This window comes from Pseudomonas putida, from assembly GCF_002906855.1.
Lineage (GTDB): Bacteria > Pseudomonadota > Gammaproteobacteria > Pseudomonadales > Pseudomonadaceae > Aquipseudomonas > Aquipseudomonas putida_N.
In genome coordinates, this window is record NZ_MINI01000038.1 from 354,469 (window position 1) to 369,198 (window position 14,730).

Here is a 14,730-nt window from a genome sequence, read left to right on the forward strand (position 1 = left end):
TTCCTTCAGTGCTGGCCTCTTCGCGGGAAGGCCACGATCAATGGTGAGCCTTGTGCTCCCCCCCAGCCAACAGATGCCGGATCTTCACCTCGACCCCATCGGTCTGCTGCATCCGCACCCGCGCCTCGATTTTCAGCTCCCCCCGGGTCACCCGATGGTGATGCCGTAAATGCTCCAGCCACGACTCCTCGAAGAAGAACTCCAGCCATAACGCAGGATCTGCACTGTCACGCATCAACCCCCAAGACAACGCGCCATTGCGCTTGCGCATCGCCTCCAGCTCACGCGCTGCCTGCTGAAACGCCTCGGCCTTGGCTGGCTCGATGTGGTACTCCACGGTCACCATGACCGGCCCGCTTTCCTTGTCCATGTCATCGCTCAGCACCGGTACCGGCCAGTGCAGCGACGGCGTCAGCTCCTCGGCTTCGGTTTCCGGCAGCGTGACCTTGCAGGTCAGCAACGTACCCAGCGCCAGGCCACCGGCTGCCAGCAACAGGCTCAGGGTGATCGACGCATGACTGGCCAGCGTACCCCACAGCAACCCGCCGCTGGCCATGGCACCGAAGAAGACCAGGATGTACACCGACAATGCCCGCGCCCGTACCCAGGCCGGTACCGAAGTCTGCGCCGCCACCTGGAGGTTGGACAGCACCGCGATCCACGCTGCACCGCTGAGCAGCATCGCCGGCAGCAATACGTAGAAGCTGCGTACCAGCGCCAGGGCCAGCAGGAACAGGGCGTACAGCAAGCTTGCAAACATCACCAGGCGGTCGCGGCTGATGCGCTCGCGCAGGCGGGGCAGCAAGGTGGCGCCGGCTACCGCACCGATGCCGATGGCCGCCAGCAGCAGGCCGAAGTCGGCCGCAGTGCCGTGCATCTCACCGCGTACGATCAACGGCAGCAGCGAGGTCCCGGCACTGGCGCAGAAAAAGAACGCCAACGCCCGCAACAGCACGGCCTGCAAGGGTTTGGCACTGCGCGCAAAGCGCAGGCCGGTGCGCATGGCGCCGACGAAGCGCTCGGCCGGTAACAACGGCTCCTTCACGTCGCGTTTCCACAGGAACAGCACCAGGATTACCCCGGCGAAGGACGCGGCATTCAAGGCGAACGTCAGCCAGGGGCCGACCATGCTCACCACCACGCCGGCCAGTGCCGGGCCGATGGCGCGGGACACGTTGATGCCGACGCTGGAAATGGCTACCGCGTTGGCCAGGTCTTCCTTGCCCACCAGCTCCGGCGTCAGCGCGCTCCAGGCCGGCATCATCAACGCCGTGCCGATACCCAGCGCCAATGTCAGCACCAGTAGCAGGGTGACATTCATCAGCCCGAGCAGCGTCAGGGCCGCCAGCACCACGGCCACCGATGACATCCACAACTGCACCAGCAGCAAGTAGCGGCGCTTGTCGACGATATCTGCCGCCGCGCCGGCCGGCAGGGCAAGGAAGAACATCGGCAGCGAGCCGGCCACTTGGATCAGCGCCACATGCAGTGGGTTGGCCGACAGCGTGGTCATCAGCCAGCCGGCGCCCACCTCGTGCATCCAGGTGCCGATATTGGAGGCTATGGTGGCAATCCACAGCATGCGGAAGGTGGTGTTGCGCAACGGGCTCCAGGCGCCTGAAGGGGACGTGCTCATGTCAGAAGCTGCCTTTGAGTGGGTATTCGATGATCAGGTAGATACGGTCGATGTCATCGCCAGCCTGGGCCTGGTTGGCGCGGTGGCTGACGTGGGAGAAGGACAGGCTCAGGTCTTTGGCAGCGCCAGACTGCACCACGTATTTCAGGTCGATATCGCGCTCCCAGTGCTTGCCGCCCTGGCCGTACTGGTTCACGTAGGCGCCGCCCGCAGGGGCATGGCTGCCATCGATGCCGCGACCGCTGACGTAGCGGCCCATCAGGCTAAGGCCCGGGACGCCTAGGGTGGCGAAGTTGAGGTCATAGCGCAGTTGCCACGAACGTTCGCCGGGGCCGTTGAAGTCGGCGTACTTGATCGAGTTGGCCAGGTAGATGGAGTCGCCGCCGACGAAGTCGAACGGCGTGTCGCCCTCGACCTTCTGGTAAGCCAGGGTCAGGGCCTGAGCGCCGAAGCTGTACTTGGTCAGCAGGCTGTAGGCGAGGGTGTCGATCGCTCCGGCGCTGGCGTTGCCGGTGTCACGGGTCTTGTAGAGATTGCCGTCCAGGCGCCAGTTGCCCTCGGCCAGGTTCAGGTTGAGGTAGGCCTGGCGCCAGGTGTCCTCCAGCTCCCCGGCGTACAGCGCGCCGCCGAACGGGCCGTGCGGCGCGAAGGTGGCGCCGGCCAAGCTGATGGCGCGGTTTTGGGTGGTGGCGCCGTAGCCGCTGAAGTCATCGTGGGTGGAGCTGTTGTCCTGGTTGTTGAAGGCGGTGAAGCGCCCGGCCTGCAGCCGCCAGTCGGGCAGGTCGGTGTTGTCCATTAACCAGCCAGTGGCATATTCGGGGTGCAGGCGCTTGTCGCCGGTATCGAACACCGGGGTTTCCACAGTCATTTCGCCGTAGCGCAACTGGGTGTTGCCCAGGCGCAGCTTGAGCGCGGCGCCGGCGCTGGAGTAGTCGGACTCGGCGCGGCCATCGCTGTCGCGAGGCAGCAGGCCAGTGCCGGCATGGCCGCGACCACCGTCGAGCTTGAGGCCGAGGAAACCGTGGGCGTCGAGGCCGACGCCGACTGTGCCCTCGGTGAAGCCGGAGCGGACCTCGCCGATGAAACCCTGGGCCCATTCCTGGCGGTAGTTCTGGCCGCTGGCGGAGGGCGAGCGGTAGTCGCTGTGCAGGAAGTAGTTGCGGCTGAGCAGCGACCAGCCAGGTTCGTCTGCCTGGCCAAGTGCCGGGCAGAGGGCGAGGGTGGCGAACAGGGCGCGGCCTGGTCCGTGATTGGCGCGGATCATGGGGCCTCCAAGGGGGATGATCCGGGACTGTGAAGCAAGGATAGGTCAGGGGTCTTGTAACGGTGTGCTGGTTGAACTGCTTAACCGCTGCCGGCCTCAAGCCATGTCGCTGATGGCGAACTCTTCGGCCAGGTGATCGATCAGCGCCCGCACCGACGGCAGCAACCCGCGCCGCGACGGGAAGATCGCATGCACGATGCCGCATCGTGGGTGCCAGTCAGGCGTCAGCTCCACCAGTCGCCCCGCCGCCAGGTCTTCACGCACCGCCACCCGCGGCAAATGCGCAATGCCCACTCCAGCCACCACGAAGTGGCGCAGGGCGAACAGGTCATCGGTCACCATACGCGGCGTATGCGGGATGACGATACTGCGGCTGTTGTCCTCGCCCTGGAACAGCTCCCACTGATACTCCCGCTGCGCGCTGCCCCAATGCAGGCTTGGCAGCGTGCCGAGCAACTTTGGGTCAAAGCCTTTCGGCAGCTGTTCCAGGTACTGCGGCTGGCCGACCAGGCACTGGGTGCTGTTGCTCAACACCTTCATCACCATGTCGGTGTTCTCCAGCGGCGGGAAGCGCACCCGCAGGGCAATGTCAAAGCCCTCGTGCAGCAGGTCGACACGGCGGTTGGTGCTCTCGATGAACAGCTCGACCTGCGGGTACTTGAGCATGTAGCGGGTCAGCATCGGCCCGACCCATGAGTTGAGCAGGGTGGTCGGGCAACTGATGCGCACCAGCCCGCGCGGTTCGCTGCGATTGCGCTCGATGATCTCTGCCGCGCCCTCGGCTTCCACGCGCATGGCCAGGCAACGGTTGTAGTAGGCCTGGCCGATCTCGGTCAGCGAGCAGTGGCGGCTGGTGCGGTGTAGCAGGCGCACGCCCAGGCGCTCCTCAAGGTCGGCGATGCGCCGGCTGAGCTTCGACTTGGGCATGTCCAGCGCCCGCCCGGCTGGGGCGAAGCCACCGTGCTCTACAACCTGGGTGAAGTAATAGAGGGAGTTGAGGTCTTCCAACGGTCGTTCTCCAGATGGAACGCTAAGGGCAATTTTCGCAGTCTATCGCCGTAAAGGTGATGATTTTAATCTGTGCCCATCAACGCGAAACACCCCCAGATTGCTGAAAAATTCATAAACCTTAGGAGCACAGACCATGAGCAAATTCACCTACAACCGCCTGAACAAAGACGACGCTGCTGTCCTGCTGGTCGACCACCAGGCGGGCCTGCTGTCCCTGGTCCGCGACATCGAGCCGGACAAGTTCAAGAACAACGTCCTGGCCCTGGCGGACCTGGCCAAGTTCTTCAACCTGCCGACCATCCTCACCACCAGCTTCGAGCAAGGCCCCAACGGCCCGCTGGTACCGGAGCTGAAGGAACTGTTCCCCGACGCCCCGTACATCGCCCGGCCAGGTCAGATCAATGCCTGGGACAACGAAGACTTCGTCAAGGCGGTGAAGGCGACTGGCAAGAAGCAGCTGATCATTGCGGGTGTGGTTACCGAGGTCTGCGTGGCATTCCCGGCGCTGGCAGCCCTGGAAGAAGAGTTCGAGGTGTTCGTGGTGACCGATGCTTCCGGCACCTTCAACGAAATGACCCGTGATGCTGCCCATGACCGCATGAGCCGGGCCGGTGCCCAGCTGATGACGTGGTTCGGCGTGGCCTGTGAGCTGCACCGTGACTGGCGCAACGACATCGAAGGGCTGGCGGCGTTGTGCTCCAACCATATTCCGGACTACCGCAACCTGATGACCAGCTACAACGCGCTGACTGCAGGTAAGTAACACCGAGCAGTTCAAATAGAAGAGGCCGGCCCCAACATGGGGCCGGCCTTTTTTGTTGCGCTTTGTTCCATCCTTTGACCCTTACCGGTGTCGTTGCTAGCGTTTCCCCCGAGCGCGAAGCCAGTTGCCATTCAGCGGCAGTAACTGGATCAGGAACCCCGTCGGTGGCTACGGCGCTTACTTGCTTCCCTTGAGGTCGCACAAACGCCTGCAGATATGAGCCGTCCTGGTAACCGCCTTCATCCTCTGCATGGAAAGCGGGACAGCTTTTGGGCAGTTATGTCTAGGGTAACTGGCGCCTGGTATTCCGCTTCGTGGGTACCGATGTGGAACTTGTCGATTATCTGGATTACCACTAGGAGGTTTCATTCATGCCTATGTTCGACCCTCCCCATCCTGGGGAATCCTTGCGAGAAGACGTGTTGCCCGCAATTGGCATGAACGTCACTGAGTTGGCTCGCCACCTCGGCTATTCACGGGGGCAGTTATCCACAGTGCTCAATGGGCGCGCCGCCATTTCAGCCGATCTTGCTTATCGACTTGAGCTGGCGGGCCTTGGTCCTGCTCGGCAGTACCTTGCCGAACAGGCAGCTTACGATCTATGGCAAGCCGCGAACCGTGAGCATCCACAGATTGCGCGGCTGGTGATTGCCTGACTAATCAGTCGGCATCCGAATCAAACAACCGCGCCAACTCCACCCGCGCCTCCTTGGCCGTCTGCATCACCTTGGCCCGGTCATCACGCACCAGCCCCTGAGCCTCCAGCACTTCCTCGTCATGCTGGGCAAACCGCTCGATCCGGTCCGCCGCCTGCTCGTCGCTCAAGCCCAGCCCGACCAGTGCCCGGCGGGTCATCTCCAGGCTGGAGTAAAACGTCTCGCGAATCGGCTCGGCCCCTACATCCGCCAGCTTGTGCACATGCTGGCGGTTACGCGCGCGGGCCAGCACTTTCAGGTGCGGGTATTGGCGCTTCACTCGTTCAGCGGTATGGATGGCGGCTTCAGGGTCATCGATGGTGATGATGAAGTACTCCGCTTCACCGACCTTGGCCGCATGCAGCACCTCGGGACGCAGCGGGTCGCCGTAGAACACCGGCACCTGTTCGAACATGCGCGTCATTTCGATGGTGTCCACCGAGGTTTCCAGGGCAATGAACGGGATCTTCTGTGCCCGCAGGATGCGCGCGACGATCTGGCCCATGCGGCCCATGCCGACGATCACCACCCGCGGCGTGCCAGCGTCGATGGTCTTGTACTGCTCGGGCACATCACGCGCCGGTTGCGGGCGCTTGAGCGCGCGAGCACAACCGAGCATCAGCAGCGGGGTGATGGCCATCGACAGGGTAATGGTCATCAGCAGCAGGTCGTAGGTCTGGGTGTCGAACAGGCCCTGGTCCTTGCCCAGCTTGAACACCACGAAGGCGAACTCGCCACCGGCGGCCAGCACCATGCCCAGGCGCAGCGCGCTGGCGCTGTTCAGGCCGCCGGCCAGGCGGCCGACGCCGATCAGCAGGGCCAGCTTCACCGCCACCAGCAGCAGGGTCAGGCCCAGCAGTACCAGTGGTATTTCCAGCAGCAGGCTCAGGTTGGCTCCCATGCCGACACTGATGAAGAACAGCCCCAGCAGCAGGCCCTTGAACGGCTCGATCTGCGATTCAAGCTCATGACGGTACTCCGAGTCGGCCAGCAGCAGGCCGGCGAGGAAGGCGCCCAAGGCCATGGAAATGCCGGCTTCTTCCATCAGCCAGGCGGTACCGATCACTACCAGCAGTGCGGTGGCAGTGGACACTTCCGGCAGGCCGGTGCGGGCCACGGTGCGGAACACCGGGCGCAGCAGGTAGCGGCCGCCGATGATGACCACGGCGATGCTGGCGAATACCTTCAAGCCGTGTTGCAGGCTGTCGCCGTGGCTGGTGTCCGGGCCGCTGGCGGCCAGCAACGGGACCAGGGCGATCAGCGGGATCGCGGCGATGTCCTGGAACAGCAGGATGGCGAACGCCAGGCGGCCATGGGGCGCGTTGAGCTGCTTGGTTTCGGCCAGGCTTTGCAGGCCGAGGGCGGTGGACGACAGCGCCAGGCCCAGGCCGAGCACGATGGCAGCCGGTAGCGACTGGCCGAAGCCGAACAGGGCAATGGCACCGATCACCGCGCCGGTCAACAGCACCTGTGCGGTGCCGACGCCGAACACCGACTTGCGCATCAGCCACAGGCGTTTCGGCGACAGCTCAAGGCCGATGATGAACAGCAGCAGGACCACGCCCAGCTCGGAAATGTGCGCGACGCTTTCGGTGTCGCGAATCAGGCCCAGGGCCTGCGGGCCTATGGCCACGCCGGCGAGCAGGTAACCGATCACGGCTCCCAGTTGCAGGCGCTTGGCCAGTGGGACGGCGACGACTGCGGCGAGCAGGAAGATCACCGCGGTTTGCAGAAGGCTGCCTTCGTGTGGCATTGGCTCGTACTCCATGAGCTGCCGGGGCAGCATTTGAACAGTTTGACGGACAATTCTGGGGAATGTGCAGGAGTCAGACAATCTGCCCGGATTGAGAAACATTGTCCCGAAAAACGAGACAAGCGTATCGGCCTCTTGACTCAAGCCCCGCCAAACTGCGCCCGATACTGCGCCGGTGTCATGCCGATCCGCTCGCAGAACACCTTTCTCATATGCCGGTCACTGCCAAACCCGCAGCGCGCCGCCACCACCTTCAACGGCAGCTCGCCGCACTCGAGCAGTTTGCGCGCGTGGTCGATCCGCGCATTCTGCAGGTACTGCAGCGGCGTGATCCCGACCTCACGCTGAAAGGTTCGGGCAAAGTTGCGCCCGCTCATGGCCACCAGGTCGGCCATCTTCTGCACGGTGAACGCCTGGTCGATGTGGTCGACGATATAGGCCTGCACCCGGGCAATCGGCGAATCATCCCTCGGTACGGCGGCCAGCAGCGGCCCGTAAGGCGTCTGCCCGCCTTGGCGATGGCGGGCGACCAGCAGCACCTTGGCGACCTCCAGGGCCAGCGCCTTACCGTGGTCCTCGGCCACCACCGCCAGCGCCAGGTCGATCCCTGCAGTGATCCCTCCCGAAGTGATCAGGCAACGGTCGATCACGTAGATCTGCTCGGTTTCAACCTTGGCCTCGGGAAACGCCTGGGCCAGACGCTCCACGTAGTTCCAGTGGGTGGTGCAGCGATAGCCACCGAGCAACCCGGCACGCCCGAGCAAAAACACCCCCGTACAGATTGCGCCGAAGCGCCGGGCCTGGTGCACGGCCTGGGGCAGCCAGCGTTCGATCGTCGGCAGGGCGACGTGGTAGGCCCCCGGTCCACCGGGTACCAGTAACAGGTCGACGCTGGCCGGCAATTGCTCCAGGCGCAAGTCGGCCACGACCTTAAGGCCGCATGAGCCTCGAATGGTCCCTTGGCCGTCGGCCACGGTCAACAACCGATAATGTTTGTCTTCAGGCAAGAACCGGTTGGCGATGGCAAAGGCATCCATCGGCCCGGTTACGTCCAGCAATAGCACGTCGTTGAACAGCACCATGGCCACGGTTCGATGAGCGCGATTTTCCTGCATACCCCATAGCCCTTCGTATTCTGAGCACTGCATCTTAGGGCAGCGCTGCACAATTAAGAACAATTCAGCTTTGGCTCAGGACTTTGTCACAGGCCGGCGGCGAGACTTTCTCCATTGAACAGGAGAGTCGCCATGCACCCTGGGACGCCCCAAGAGCTTCTGCAGACCCCCGGCGCACTGACGCCCGCGCGGTTGCGCCAAGCCAAGGAACTGATGCTGCGCAGCTCGCTGTCGATCATCCAGATCGCGGCTGTGTGCAACCTCACCCGTAGCCATTTCTCCCGTGCCTTCAAGGTCAACACCGGCCTGTCGCCCCAGGCCTGGCGCTTGCTGGCGCGCATGGAAAAGGCCAAGCGCCTGCTCGTCACCGAGGCACCGATCACCCACGTGAGCCTGGAATGCGGCTTCTGCGACCAGGCCCATTTCACCCGCGCCTTCAGCCGCCTGGTTGGCCAGCCGCCCAAGGCCTGGCGCCAGGCGCAGGCATTTTCTTAAGCCGGATCTATCCGCTGGGATAAGCCCTTGAGCAAGTCCCGGCCCGTTTTCCCAACCCAAGGAGTCACCCCCATGAGCCAACCTGATTACAATCGCCTGAACAAAGACGACGCCGTGGTGCTGCTGGTCGACCACCAGACTGGCCTGATCTCGCTGGTGCAGGACTTCTCGCCCAACGAATTCAAGAACAACGTCCTGGCCCTGGGCGACCTGGCCAAGTTCTTCGGCCTGCCGACCATTCTCACCACCAGTTTCGAGCAAGGCCCCAACGGCCCGCTGGTGCCGGAGTTGAAGGAGATGTTCCCGGAGGCGCCGTACATTGCTCGTCCAGGCCAGATCAACGCCTGGGACAATGAGGACTTCGTCAAGGCGATCAAGGCCACTGGCCGCAAGCAGCTGATCATCGCCGGCGTGGTGACAGATGTGTGCGTGGCCTTCCCGACCCTGTCGGCATTGGCTGAAGGCTTTGAAGTGTTCGTGGTGACTGATGCCTCGGGCACCTTCAACGAGACTGTGCAGCAGGCGGCATGGGTGCGCATGACTCAGGCGGGTGCGCAGATGATGAACTGGTTCTCGGTGGCCTGTGAGCTGCACCGCGACTGGCGCAACGACATCGAAGGGCTGGGTAACCTGCTGTCGCAGCGGATCCCCAACTACCGCAACCTGATGAACAGCTATGCTGCGTTGAGCGCTCGCTGAAGTAAACCTGCCCCGGCCTCTGTGGGAGCGGGCTTGTCGAGGCGTCGAACCGCCGCGCAGAGGCCGAAACAGGCTACGAATGATTCTTAGGCAGAGTGAAGCGAATCCGGCACCCGCCAAACGCCGACTCCAGCGCCTGCAGCTGCCCACCATGGGCCTGCACCACCGAGCTGCAGATCGCCAGCCCCATCCCCAACCCTTCGTCCTTCGTGGTATGAAACGCGTCAAACACCTGCGCCCGCTCATCCAGCGGGATGCCGGGCCCATTGTCGTCCACGCAGATCTCCACCACGTCTGCACCCACTGCAGATGAAATCCGCAACACGCCATCACTGCGATACCCGGCCAGGGCCTCCAGCGCATTGGTGATCAGGTTGAATACCAGTTGCTGCAACTGCACCGGGTCGGCCATCACGCTCACCCCTGCCTGCAATCGGGTCTGTACCTCGACCAGGTGCTTGGCGGCATCGGCCGAGGTCAGCCGTAGTACCTCGCGAAGCAGCTCGTCGACCTTTACGGGTTTGAGCTGCATTGGCGACTGTTTGGCCAGCGAGCGCAGTGCGCGGACGATATTGGCGGCGCGCTCGCTGTCGTTGCGGATGTCTTCCAGGCCGGCAATCGCCTCTTCCAGGTTGGGCTCGGCACGCTTGAGCCAACGCAGGCTGGCCGCGGCGTTGGAGGCAATACCCAGCAGCGGCTGGCTGATCTCGTGGGCAATGGACGCCGACAGCTCGCTCATCACCTGCAAGTGGGCGCTGCGCGCAAGTTCGGCGCGTGATCGGCGCAGTTCTTCTTCCATTTGCGCCCGGGCCTGGTTGTCCTCGGCCAGACGTGTATAGAACTTGGCCGTCTGCAGCGACACGGCCGCCTGTGAAGCGAGGATCTCCAGCATCGCCAGGCGCTGGCTGCCGAACAGGTTCGGCACCAGGCGGTTTTCCAGGTACACCAGGCCGATCAGCACGCCCTGGATCACCAGCGGCAGGCACAGCACCGAACGGGCGTTGCGTGCGTGCAGCTCCTGGCGGAAGGCTTCGGGGCAATCGTTTTGGGCATCATTGAGCACCAACGGCTTCTTGGTACGGAGGGTGGCGTTGATGATCGACAGCGGCGCCTGGGTCATGAACTTCTGGCAGTTGTCCATGCTCACGTGCAGCCCGGCGTCGTCGATGAAGGCGAGGGCGGCCATCTGGAACTCGGCACCACTGACGATCAGCAGTGCACCGTGATCGGCGCCGGAGTGTTGGGTGAGGTGGCCCATCAGCGTCTCGATCAGGCCCTCGAGCAGCACTTCCTCGGACAACGCCCGCGCCGCCTCGATACCGGCCTCGAGGTCCAGCTTGGCCTGCTGGGTGGCGCGGTAGGTCTCCTGGACGGGTTGAGTGCGCAAGAACGGGTGCAATGCCTCCAACTGCTGCACCTTGCCGGTCGCCCCCCAGATATGGAAGCAGTCGCGGGCAATACGCAGGTGCAGGTTGGCGCCGGAGATCAGCCCGCTGGGGATGCAGACCTCGGCCAGTTGCTCGTGGGCCAGGGCCTGTTCGTGGATAAAACCGGCGGCGGTTGCGGCGATCTGTGCCTGGTCGAAGCAGCGTATGGCCGCCAGTCCGTCGCCTTCGAGCTTGGCAATTACTCCTTCGATCAGCAGTAGCTTGCTGCGGAAGGTCACCGGATTGAAGCCGGCCCAGCGGCCGAAGCGTTCGCGCAGGGCCTGCAGCTCGGCCAGCTTGTCGACAAGGCTGCCGGGGGCTTCCGGGCTGCCCAGGGCCAGGCCGCGGAACAGGTGGTAGTCCGCCAGGTTGATATGTGCCGGTGCTGCCCAGGCGTTTTCGCCCGCAGCGTTCAGACTGTGCATGGCTTGCGCGACATTGCCCAGGTAGAAGGCTGACATGCCGCTGAACAGCTGCTGGAAGAACAACGTTATGGGTGAGTTCACCTGCGCGGGCAGGATCGTGCAGGGTACGCCGCTCAGGCTGGCGACGAATGCCTGCTGGGCTTGCAGGATCTGTTCGATATCGCTGTAGCCGTAATCGCGCACGGTAGCCAGGCCCTGTGCCACCTCTTCGGCCACCTCCGGCAGATAGCGGCCCATGAACAGGGAGTCGGAAACTAGATGGTTGCAGGCATAGCAGGTCATGGCCACGTCACCGCTCACGCGTGTCGAGTCGAGCGCTTCCAGCGCCATGCGGCGGGCAAACTCCATGGGCGAGGTCCAGGCACTGACCTGGTCCAGGGCCAGCAGCGCGCTGGTGAGATCGGCCTCGAAGCCGTGCCGTTCGATCAGCTTGAGCGCGGCCAGGCAGCAGGCATGGCCGTCGTGGTAGCTGCCGAAGCGCTCGGCGATCATCACCCCGTACCAGGCCAGGCCGTAGGTGCTGCCCGGCGCGACACCGTGCAACAGCGATAGCTCAATCAGCTTGGCCAGGTGCAGGAAGCAGATATCGTCCTTTACGAAAAACGATGACGACAAGGTGGCCAGCAAGCTAATGGCAACCGCGACTTCCTCCGAGTCGGTACGCGGCAGCGACGCCAGGCAATGGCGGCCTTGCTGATCGATCAGGGCCCGGACATGCGCATGGCTGGCTTCCACCTGCTGAGGGTCGACACCGCAAGTCAGGCTGATCCCCAGCAGTTCGAGGCCGGCAATGGCGGTGTTGATGGCGGCCTGGTAATCGCCGCTCACGGTGTGCAGGCGTGCCTGCAGCCGGCATACCCGTGCCCGCTCCAGCGTCGAACGTGCGCGCTGGCGGCATTCCATGATCCGTTCTTCGGCTGCTGTCATGCGCGACAGCTGCAGGTCGCACTCTGCAGCCATGCAGGCAATGGCAAAGGCATGCGTGGCGTGGCTTTGCGGCGTGGCGCTCTGTTGCAGCAACTGCTCGCACGTTTGCAGGTAGGCCGCAGACTGCTCGCAGGCGCCCGTGTCACGCGAGCGCAGCGCCGCATCACGCAAAAGCTGCAGGAAAAGATCGCAGTCATCCGCTGCAAACCCGCATGGGCTGGCGCGTTGCAGCTGATTGGCGACCTCGAACACAGCCTCCTGCAAGTCGTTGCGCCAGACCTGGAGCATGGCCAGGGCAATGCTCGCATGCAGCTGGCCGCGATCACACGCAGGCGTGAGTTGATAGGCAGCCTCCATCACACGGCCATGGGCGAAGCTCAGACCTTTTTGGCCCGGTAGCAGGAAGCCCGCGTCAATCAATGCCTTCAACGGTTTGCCCGGCAGCAGTGCAAGCAGCAGGCGTTCATCACAGCGGCTGCCTGCCGCGCTGGCGATTCGCAGCACATCCCGTTGGGGCGCCGGCAGGCGTGCCAGACGGTGGATCATCAGATCGGCGACGTTGTCGGAATAGCGTTGCCGGGCCACGGCTTGCAGGCACCATGACCAGCGCATGGCCTGGGTATCGAAGGTGAACAGCCGGTCCTCGACCATGACCCTGAGGATCTGGTTGATGAAGAACGGGTTGCCTGCGGTCTTGCCGTGAATCAGCTCGGCAACCTGCAACGCCTGGTCGGGCCCGATGTGGTAACGCTCGCCGACCAGCTCGGTGACTGCACCGACGGTCAGTGGGCGAAGGTTCAGGGTGATGCTGCGCAGCGTTGCGGGCGCGGCAAGTGGCGTAACCGCGGTGTGCGCATCGTTGCGTTGAACGAAGATCAGCAGCAGGTTGTCGGGGGCTTGGGTGAGCAACTGTGCCAGCAGCTGTTGGCTGGCATCGTCGGCCCACTGCAGGTCATCGAAACATAGCGTCAGCGGGTGGCCAGGGTGGCTGAGCACCTGCAGGAATTCGACGATGGCCCGCTGTGCCTTCTGCAATGCCAGCCGAGTGGGCTTCTCCGGTAGCTCGGGCAGGGGGCCGAGGATCAGTTGCAGGTCTGGGGCCAGTTTGCCGAGTAACCGACCGTGGTCTTTGATGCGATCCAGGATCTCGCGGCGCAGGGTGTCCAGGTCCTGGCTGTTCTTGGCCAGCAGCTGGGTGGTCAGCGAACCGAGGATCTCGACCCAGGGGGCATAGGGCACAGCCTGTTCCGGGCTGCTGCACGTGCCGACAGCCCAATAGCCTTCGGCATGGGCTTTGAGTGCGGCCTGGACCAGGCTGGACTTGCCCATGCCCGCCGCGCCGTTGATGAACAACACCTGGGGTTTGCTATCGCGACGCAGGGCATTGAGCATCTGGGCGATGACATTCTGTTCGGCCTCGCGGCCGTACAGGCGCTCGCGACTGGGCGAAACCGGGTCGGCGCAACCGGGCTCGAAGGGGGCGATGGTCTTGCTGGCGGCCCATTGCCGTTGGCAGTGGGCCAGGTCTACGGCCAGAGCCTGGGCGCTCTGGTAGCGCGCGTCAGGTTCCTTTGCCAGGGCCTTGGCCAGGATCCTGCTGAGCGCCTGCGGCACCTGGCGGTCGACCTCGCAGGCCGTGCGTGGCTGGACGCCGGCATGCAACTGGCGCCAGTGCTGGGTGTCGCGCCCGGCCAGCGGCAGCTCGCCCAACAGCAGCTGGTAGAGGATCGCGCCCAAGGCATAGATGTCGCTGCGCCGGTCGCCGCTGCTGCCATGGGGGCAGACCTGCTCCGGTGCCAGGTAGGCCCAGTTGCCGAGCGCATTGCCCTGCTCGCTGATCAGCTCTGGCGTATCGGCACGAAAGCAGCCCAGTCGCACCCGCTGGTTCGGCTGCAGGCACACGTGTTCGGGCTGCAACGCACCGTGCAGTACATTGTGCTCGTGGGCTTGGGCCAAGGCGTTGGCGGCATTTACCGCGATGTCGAGAAAGGTCGCCAGGGCGATCGGGCCCTCGCTGATCAGGTCGGCGATGGAGCGGCCGGCCGGGTACACCAGCAAAGGGCCTTCGGCGGAACGGACGAACGCTGACGGGATTACCGCCCATTGCGGGTCCAGCTGCAGGCGGTAGTCGCGCTCAAGACGCTGGCAGGCAGCGGGGGCCTCGAGCGGTGCGCGCACGGCGATCCAGGCTTGGCGGGTGGCGGGGTCGCGCAAGCGGAAGTAGCTGAGCTCACCCTCCTGGCCCAGTTGTGTGATGTCGCAGCGATTCAGCCAGTCGTCGTCGATCGACTGGTCAAAATCGATGGGCCTGTTTGCGAGGCGTTCATCGAGCATAAAGCACTCCCTGCTAGCGACATCCTGACGCGCGAGTATACGCAGCAACCCCTTCAAGAATGCGGCCTGCAGCCTCCTTGGCAGAAACGGGTACGCCGTTGTCCGTTATCAATACCTGGCGGCTGGAGGGCGCTTGTATAGTGCTGAGGCCAACCTATCCCTCGGGATAATTGTCTGAATGCGGTT

10 protein-coding genes are annotated in these 14,730 nt (G+C 63.9%); 4 read left to right on the forward strand and 6 right to left on the reverse strand.

Going from position 1 to position 14,730, the window contains the following annotated elements; genetic code table 11:
* Positions 1–37 precede the first annotated feature (37 nt).
* The 3 genes from BGP85_RS14120 to BGP85_RS14130 form a co-directional block, all read right to left on the reverse strand.
* A complete protein-coding gene (locus BGP85_RS14120) occupies positions 38–1,636 on the reverse strand; it encodes an MFS transporter (protein WP_103448507.1) in 1,599 nt (532 codons plus the stop codon).
* Between the two features lies 1 nt (position 1,637).
* Positions 1,638–2,900 (reverse strand): OprD family porin, encoded by a 1,263-nt coding sequence (locus BGP85_RS14125; protein ID WP_103448508.1) that lies wholly within the window; start codon positions 2,898–2,900, stop codon positions 1,638–1,640.
* Between the two features lie 96 nt (positions 2,901–2,996).
* A complete protein-coding gene (locus tag BGP85_RS14130) occupies positions 2,997–3,908 on the reverse strand; it encodes a LysR substrate-binding domain-containing protein (protein WP_103448509.1) in 912 nt (303 codons plus the stop codon).
* Positions 3,909–4,044: 136 nt separating this feature from the next.
* Here BGP85_RS14130 and ycaC (BGP85_RS14135) point away from each other — a divergent pair, with 136 nt between their 5' ends.
* Entirely contained in the window at positions 4,045–4,674 is a 630-nt protein-coding gene (gene ycaC, locus BGP85_RS14135; RefSeq protein ID WP_079230358.1) for an isochorismate family cysteine hydrolase YcaC, read from the forward strand.
* A gap of 371 nt (positions 4,675–5,045) precedes the next feature.
* Positions 5,046–5,330, forward strand: a complete 285-nt coding sequence (locus BGP85_RS14145) for a HigA family addiction module antitoxin (RefSeq protein WP_103448510.1) — start codon at positions 5,046–5,048, stop codon at positions 5,328–5,330.
* Between the two features lie 4 nt (positions 5,331–5,334).
* Here BGP85_RS14145 and BGP85_RS14150 read toward each other — a convergent pair whose 3' ends face one another.
* Together BGP85_RS14150 and BGP85_RS14155 are read right to left on the reverse strand one after the other, a co-directional pair.
* Entirely contained in the window at positions 5,335–7,122 is a 1,788-nt protein-coding gene (locus BGP85_RS14150; protein WP_103448511.1) for a monovalent cation:proton antiporter-2 (CPA2) family protein, read from the reverse strand.
* A gap of 140 nt (positions 7,123–7,262) precedes the next feature.
* Entirely contained in the window at positions 7,263–8,237 is a 975-nt protein-coding gene (locus BGP85_RS14155) for a GlxA family transcriptional regulator (protein WP_103448512.1), read from the reverse strand.
* Between the two features lie 132 nt (positions 8,238–8,369).
* Between BGP85_RS14155 and BGP85_RS14160 the strand changes: the two genes are divergently transcribed.
* Together BGP85_RS14160 and ycaC (BGP85_RS14165) are read left to right on the forward strand one after the other, a co-directional pair.
* A complete protein-coding gene (locus BGP85_RS14160) occupies positions 8,370–8,732 on the forward strand; it encodes a helix-turn-helix domain-containing protein (RefSeq protein ID WP_103448513.1) in 363 nt (120 codons plus the stop codon).
* Between the two features lie 72 nt (positions 8,733–8,804).
* Positions 8,805–9,431 carry an isochorismate family cysteine hydrolase YcaC gene (ycaC, locus tag BGP85_RS14165; protein ID WP_103448514.1) on the forward strand — a complete coding sequence of 209 codons (627 nt, stop codon included), beginning with the start codon at positions 8,805–8,807 and terminating at the stop codon, positions 9,429–9,431.
* Positions 9,432–9,504: 73 nt separating this feature from the next.
* Here ycaC (BGP85_RS14165) and BGP85_RS14170 read toward each other — a convergent pair whose 3' ends face one another.
* On the reverse strand, positions 9,505–14,544 hold the full coding sequence (locus tag BGP85_RS14170; protein ID WP_103448515.1) for a trifunctional serine/threonine-protein kinase/ATP-binding protein/sensor histidine kinase: 5,040 nt from the start codon (positions 14,542–14,544) through the stop codon (positions 9,505–9,507).
* Positions 14,545–14,730: the final 186 nt, after the last annotated feature.

Excerpts from the sequence above, each read along its gene's own strand:
- BGP85_RS14125 (WP_103448508.1), bottom strand. The coding sequence starts at position 2,900 with ATGATCCGCGCCAATCACGGACCAGGCCGCGCCCTGTTCGCCACCCTC.
- ycaC (WP_103448514.1), top strand. The coding sequence starts at position 8,805 with ATGAGCCAACCTGATTACAATCGCCTGAACAAAGACGACGCCGTGGTG.
- BGP85_RS14150 (WP_103448511.1), bottom strand. The coding sequence starts at position 7,122 with ATGCCACACGAAGGCAGCCTTCTGCAAACCGCGGTGATCTTCCTGCTC.
- BGP85_RS14145 (WP_103448510.1), top strand. The coding sequence starts at position 5,046 with ATGCCTATGTTCGACCCTCCCCATCCTGGGGAATCCTTGCGAGAAGAC.
- BGP85_RS14120 (WP_103448507.1), bottom strand. The coding sequence starts at position 1,636 with ATGAGCACGTCCCCTTCAGGCGCCTGGAGCCCGTTGCGCAACACCACC.
- BGP85_RS14160 (WP_103448513.1), top strand. The coding sequence starts at position 8,370 with ATGCACCCTGGGACGCCCCAAGAGCTTCTGCAGACCCCCGGCGCACTG.
- BGP85_RS14170 (WP_103448515.1), bottom strand. The coding sequence starts at position 14,544 with ATGCTCGATGAACGCCTCGCAAACAGGCCCATCGATTTTGACCAGTCG.
- ycaC (WP_079230358.1), top strand. The coding sequence starts at position 4,045 with ATGAGCAAATTCACCTACAACCGCCTGAACAAAGACGACGCTGCTGTC.
- BGP85_RS14155 (WP_103448512.1), bottom strand. The coding sequence starts at position 8,237 with ATGCAGGAAAATCGCGCTCATCGAACCGTGGCCATGGTGCTGTTCAAC.